This window comes from Xanthomonas sp. SHU 308, assembly GCF_000364645.1.
GTDB lineage: Bacteria > Pseudomonadota > Gammaproteobacteria > Xanthomonadales > Xanthomonadaceae > Xanthomonas_A > Xanthomonas_A sontii.
The window spans coordinates 1-4,365 of the sequence record NZ_AQOK01000431.1; the positions used below are offsets into that span (position 1 = coordinate 1).

Consider the following 4,365-nt stretch of genomic DNA (forward strand, 5'->3'; position numbering starts at 1 on the left):
TTGGCACCGGCCACGGTCGCGTCCCCCGCGACCGCCCCCACCTCGCCAGTGTCCGCCGCCGCCGCGCCCAGCTTCCTGCATGGCCCGCGCGAACGCCGCCCGGTGCTGCGTGCCGCGCCCTGGCAGTGGATCGCACTGGCCGGGCTGGGCCTGCTGCTGGCGCTGCAGATCCTGATCGCCGATCGCCAGCGCCTGGGCGCCGACCCGCGCTGGCGGCCGTGGGTGGCCGGGGTCTGCCAGGTCCTGCGCTGCAGCGTGCCGGCCTGGCGCGAGCCGGCCGCCTTCACCATGCTCAGCCGCGAGGTGCGGCCGTTGCCCGGCCATGCCGGCACCCTGCAGGTGCAGGCGACCTTCCGCAACGACGCGCGCTGGGCGCAGGCCTGGCCGCTGCTGCAACTGTCGCTGGCCGACGCCGACGGCCGCACCATCGGCAGCCGCGTGCTGCGCCCGCAGGAGTACCTGGGGCGCGCACGGCCGGACAGCGCCACACTGGCGCCGGGACAGAGCGCACAGATCGCGTTCCAGGTGCGCGAACCGGCCGCCGAGACGGCGGCATTCAGTTTCGATTTCCACTGAGAACGCTGCGTTCGGGCACTACGCCATGGCAGCGGCGCAGGCCACGCGCTAGACTCGTCCCCCCGCGCCGGCCCTCCTGCCGTCCGGCGCCGCTGTCATCCGGGGATCCGTCGAACTTGAACGCCGCCACCACTCGTCCTGACTCCAGTCGCGGCGCGCCGAAGCCGCCGCTGCGCGAACACGTGGCGCAATCGGTCCGCCGCTACCTGCGCGACCTCGACGGCTGCGACGCCGACGACGTGTACGAGATCGTGCTGCGCGAGATGGAGATCCCGCTGTTCGTGGAAGTGCTCAACCATTGCGAAGGCAACCAGAGCCGCGCCGCCGCGCTGCTGGGCATCCACCGTGCCACCCTGCGCAAGAAGCTCAAGGAATACGGGTTGGCCTGATAGAGGCCGGGATTCGGGATTCGGGATTCGGGATTCGGGATGACCAGCCTGCGGCTGGTGAAAAGTCGGGAATCGGGAATCGGGAATCGGGAATCCAGCGTGCTGTCCGGCATGACTTGACTGTCAAGCGATCCGACACACATCGCGACCCAGCGTGTAGTGCCTGCACATCGCCCTCATAGGTGCGGCTTCAGCCGCGACGCCTAAAACCCACCCAGGCGAGAGCAAACGCGCTACCGCGGCGAAGAAACCACAGAACGCCGAACGCGGCGCCTCGCCATTGTGGGAGGGGCTTCAGCCCCGACGCGACATCGTCCGAAGATGCAGGTGCGGAAGCCATGCTGTGCTCCTGCGCGATCAGCCGTTACGCGCTCTCGGTAAAGCATCGCGGCTGACGCCGCTCCTACGCAGGCGCAACACTCGCAGCGCGCGCCACTCCAACGAATCCCCAATCCCGACATCCCCACTCCCCGCCCTCACACCCACCCATAGCGGATCAGGTGGAAGAACACCGGCGCCGCGAAGCACACCGAGTCCAATCGATCGAGCACGCCGCCGTGGCCTTCGATCATGTGGCCCCAGTCCTTGATGCCGCGGTCGCGCTTGATCGCCGACATCACCAGGCCGCCGAAGAAGCCCATCAGGTTGGCGACCAGCGCCAGCGCGAACGCCTGCAGCGGCGAGAACGGGGTGATCCACCACAGCGCCGCGCCGAGCAGGCTGGCCGAGAGGATGCCGCCGACGAAACCTTCCACGGTCTTGGACGGCGACAGCCTGGGCGCGATCAGGTGCCGGCCCAGCAGCTTGCCCCACACGTACTGCAGCACGTCGGAGGACTGCACCACGATCACCAGGAACGCGAACAGCAGCAGGTTGCGGTCCTCGTAGCCGGGAATGCGCAAGTTGAGCAGCGCCGGCACGTGCGAGATGCAGAACACGCTGATCATCAGCCCCCACTGCACCTTGGCGGTGCGCTCCAGGTAGCGCGTGGTGTCGCCGCCGATGGTGGACAGGATCGGCAGCACCAGGAACGCGTAGACCGGGATCAGCAGCGTGTACAGGCCGTACCAGTCGCTCCACACCAGCCAGTACTGCCACGGCAGCACCACGTAGAACGCGGCCAGCAGCGCGTAGTAGTCGCCGCGCCGGGTGGGGGTGAGGGTGATGAACTCGCGCAGCGCGAACAGCGACACCAGCGCGAACAGCACGATCACGCCCAACCGTCCGAAGGCGAACGCCAGCGCCACCACCGTCGCCATCACCCACCAGGCGCGGATCCGCGCCACCAGGTTGTCCAGCACCGCACTGGGCCGTTCGCGCGCCCGCCAGCGCAGGGTCTCGGCGATCAGCGTGGCCACCACCAGCACCGTGGCGATGCCCAGGAACAGCCATACCGTCTGTTGCCGCAGCGAGGATTGCTGCAGGTGTTCGCTCAGCGCGATCGGATTCATCGGGCGGCCTCCGCCTGCTCCGGCGCCAACGCCAACAAGGCCGCGCGCGCGCGATCGAGGAAGGCCTGCTTGTCCTCGCCGGCGCCCAGCCGCAGCGGTTCGCCGAAGGTGGTGGTGCACAGCAACGGCAACGGCAGCCACTTGCCCTTGGGCATCACCCGCTTGAGGTTGTCGATCCACACCGGCACGAACTCCAGTTCCGGACGCTGCCGCGCCAGGTGATAGAGACCGCTCTTGAACGGCAGCAGGCCCTCCTCGGTATTGCGCGTGCCTTCCGGAAACAGGATCAGCGAGCCGCCGCCGTCGACCGCCTCGCACAGGCAGGCGATCGGATCGCGCTGTCGCTGCTGCGGGTCGCGCTCGATCAGCACGCCGTTGAACACCGCGTGGATCAGGTAGCGGCGCAACGCGTCGCGCTGCCAGTAGTCGGCCGCCGCCACCGGCCGCACCTCGCGTCGCAGCGCTGCCGGCAACGACGACCAGATCAGCACGAAATCGCCGTGGCTGGCGTGGTTGCCGTAGTACACGCGGCGCTCGCTGGACGGCATGCAGCCGCGCCACAGCGCACGTGCGCCGGTGAGCAGACGGATCGCGGCACTGCAGCCGCGGGCGATCAGACGGGCGATCATTTCCACTCCAGTTCGCGCACGATGGCGCGCACGCGAATCGCGATGGTCAGGGCGGCGGCGGCGATCAACAGCGCCAGCGCCACGGCAAGAAGCATGTAGGCCAGCGTGGCATGTTGCAGCAACAGCGCAGCGGCGGCGGCCAACGCGGCCAGCGACAGCCAATGCATGCGCTGCACGCGCGCCATCGGCCCCTGCAACGGTTCGCGCACCGCGCAGGCCAGGCCGAGCATGCGCACGTAGGCGGTGCCCACGCACACCAGCGCAGCGGCCCAACCCAGTTCCGCGCCGACGCCCAGCACCGGCTGCAGGCCATAGCCCACGCCCAGGCACACTGCCACGTCCGACAACCGGTCCGGCGCCTCGTTGTACACCGCACCGGCGCGGCCAATCATCTGCGCCTGCTGCGCCAGCAACCCGTCCAGGCGGTTGCACAGCAGCCGCGCCTGCAGCGCCAGCGCCGCCAGCACCAGCAGCGCGGCGGCATTGGCCGGCGGCTCGCGCCAGGCCAGGGCGAACATCAGCGCCGCCAGCACCGCGCACGCCAGTCCGATCCAGGACACGCCGTTGGGCGTGGCTCCGCGCGCGCTTAGCGCCAGCGCCAGCCGCGTACGCCATTGCGCGCGCCGCGCCTGCCAGGTCGAAGCGGCCATCAGTCGCCGCCTCCACAGCCGCCGCAGCCACCACCGCCGCAACTGCTGCCGCCGTCGCTGCTGCCACCTCCCCCACCGCAGTTGCTGGTCGAACAGCTGCCGCCGCGGCCGTTGGCTGCGGGCGCACGCAAGGCGTGATAGTCGGCCCAGGGCGTGGTCATCAGCACGCTGGTACCGGCCAGGGCCAGCGGCAGCGCCAAGTGCGAACCGGGCGCCAGCGAGGGCGCGGCGACGCCATCGCGCCAGGCCGCATCGCGCTCGGCCAGCAGCGCGTCGCCGGCGACGCTGCGCCGTGGCGGCGTGAGCAGGAAGCCGAGCGCAACGACCGCGACCACCACCATCGCCGCCACCAGAAAGCCGATCGGGCGCTGCAACTGCATGCCGATGCGCAGCTTCAGCAGACCCACCATCCACAGCGCCAGCAACGGTGCGGCGCCGAACAGGCGTGCGCACAACGCCTGTCCATGGCCCAGCCACAGCCCCTTGGCGACCAGCGACCGGCGCAGCGGCGCGGCATCGCGCTGCAATGCGGCCAGCGCCTGCTGCAGTTGGGGGTGCGCGCGCACGATCGCCAGCGCGCGCTGCAGCGCAGGTGGTACCGCGACCGTGGTGGACTGCAGCCGCGCCTGGCGGCGCACGTGCGGCTCCGCCTGCAGGCGCACCGCGCCGG

6 protein-coding genes are annotated in these 4,365 nt (G+C 70.5%); 2 read left to right on the plus strand and 4 right to left on the minus strand.

What is annotated here, in order from left to right:
- Both D588_RS0114185 and fis read left to right on the plus strand, forming a co-directional pair.
- A partial coding sequence (locus D588_RS0114185; protein ID WP_026143724.1) for a DUF3426 domain-containing protein occupies nt 1-576 on the plus strand: 576 nt, incomplete at its 5' end.
- 116 nt (nt 577-692) lie between these two features.
- Nucleotides 693-965 (plus strand): DNA-binding transcriptional regulator Fis, encoded by a 273-nt coding sequence (gene fis, locus D588_RS0114190; protein ID WP_010343856.1) that lies wholly within the window; start codon nt 693-695, stop codon nt 963-965.
- A gap of 476 nt (nt 966-1,441) precedes the next feature.
- Here fis and D588_RS0114195 read toward each other — a convergent pair whose 3' ends face one another.
- The 4 genes from D588_RS0114195 to D588_RS0114210 all read right to left on the minus strand — a co-directional run.
- Nucleotides 1,442-2,416, minus strand: a complete 975-nt coding sequence (locus D588_RS0114195) for a phosphatidate cytidylyltransferase (protein WP_017916454.1) — start codon at nt 2,414-2,416, stop codon at nt 1,442-1,444.
- Nucleotides 2,413-3,045: a lysophospholipid acyltransferase family protein gene (locus tag D588_RS0114200; protein ID WP_017909397.1), complete on the minus strand. Its 633-nt coding sequence runs from the start codon at nt 3,043-3,045 to the stop codon at nt 2,413-2,415. Before D588_RS0114200 ends, D588_RS0114195 begins: the two co-directional genes overlap by 4 nt.
- Nucleotides 3,042-3,695 (minus strand): CDP-alcohol phosphatidyltransferase family protein, encoded by a 654-nt coding sequence (locus D588_RS0114205; RefSeq protein ID WP_017916455.1) that lies wholly within the window; start codon nt 3,693-3,695, stop codon nt 3,042-3,044. The genes D588_RS0114200 and D588_RS0114205 overlap by 4 nt, the downstream gene beginning before the upstream one ends.
- On the minus strand, nt 3,695-4,365 hold a 671-nt coding region (locus D588_RS0114210), incomplete at its 5' end, for a TIGR04222 domain-containing membrane protein (protein WP_017916456.1). The genes D588_RS0114210 and D588_RS0114205, both read right to left, overlap by 1 nt.

Bases quoted from the DNA above. Each gene is read 5' to 3' on its own strand.
- D588_RS0114200 (WP_017909397.1), bottom strand. From the start codon at position 3,045: ATGATCGCCCGTCTGATCGCCCGCGGCTGCAGTGCCGCGATCCGTCTG.
- D588_RS0114195 (WP_017916454.1), bottom strand. From the start codon at position 2,416: ATGAATCCGATCGCGCTGAGCGAACACCTGCAGCAATCCTCGCTGCGG.
- D588_RS0114205 (WP_017916455.1), bottom strand. From the start codon at position 3,695: ATGGCCGCTTCGACCTGGCAGGCGCGGCGCGCGCAATGGCGTACGCGG.